The 807-nt window shown below is 74.6% G+C and carries 1 protein-coding gene; it reads right to left on the bottom strand.

Annotated elements, in window-relative coordinates; all coding sequences use genetic code 11:
- The coding region (locus VR45_RS05800) for an HAD family hydrolase (protein ID WP_063772414.1) at window positions 1–807 on the bottom strand (807 nt) is incomplete at both ends.

Genomic DNA, 807 nt, shown 5'->3' with positions numbered 1-807 from the left:
CTCGCCGCGGTGCCGGAGGATCTCCTCCAGCACCGCGGCGACGCCGTCCTGCTCGTTGCTCACGGTGTGCAGCTCCACCGCCGCCAGCACCTGCGGGTGGGCGTTGGCGACGGCGTACGCGGTACCCGCCCAGTCCAGCATCTCCAGGTCGTTCGGCATGTCGCCGAAGGCCACCACCTCGCTCGGGCCGATGCCCCGCCCGGCGCACCAACGGGCCAGCGTGCTGGCCTTGGTGACGCCGGGCGCGCTGATCTCCAGCAGCGGGATCGGCGCCGAGCGGGTGATCTCGGCGAGATCCCCGGCGGCCTCCCTGGCCTCGCCGAGCAGCTTGTCCGGGTCCAGGTCCGGGTGCTTGGCGAGCAGCTTGAACAGCCCGCGCACCGGCCCGCCGGTGCCGAGCAGCTCCTCCGCCGGACCGATCGGGTGGTTCTCGTCCTGCCCCCACATCCGGACCTCGTAGCCGGGCTCGCGGGCGAACCCGGCCGGGTACTCGAAGGCGAACGCGATGCCCGGCAGCTTGGCCCGCAACCGCCCGACCACGGCGAGCGCCTCCGCCTCCCCCAGCGGGAACGACTCCAGCAGCTCGCCGCGGTGCACGTCCACCACGGCGCCGCCGTTCGAGCAGATCGCCACCCCGTGGCCGCCGATGTGCGCGCTCACCTGTTGCATCCAGCGCGGCGGACGGCCGGTCACGAACACCACCTGGATCCCGGCCGCCTCGGCGGCGGCCAGGGCGGCGGCGGTGCGCCCGGTGACGGTGCCGCCGGAGCAGAGCAGGGTGCCGTCCAGGTCGGTGGCGATCAGCCG

The organism is Streptomyces sp. NRRL S-495 (genome assembly GCF_000966955.1).
GTDB lineage: Bacteria > Actinomycetota > Actinomycetes > Streptomycetales > Streptomycetaceae > Kitasatospora > Kitasatospora purpeofusca.
This window is presented reverse-complemented; position numbering and strand designations above follow the sequence as displayed.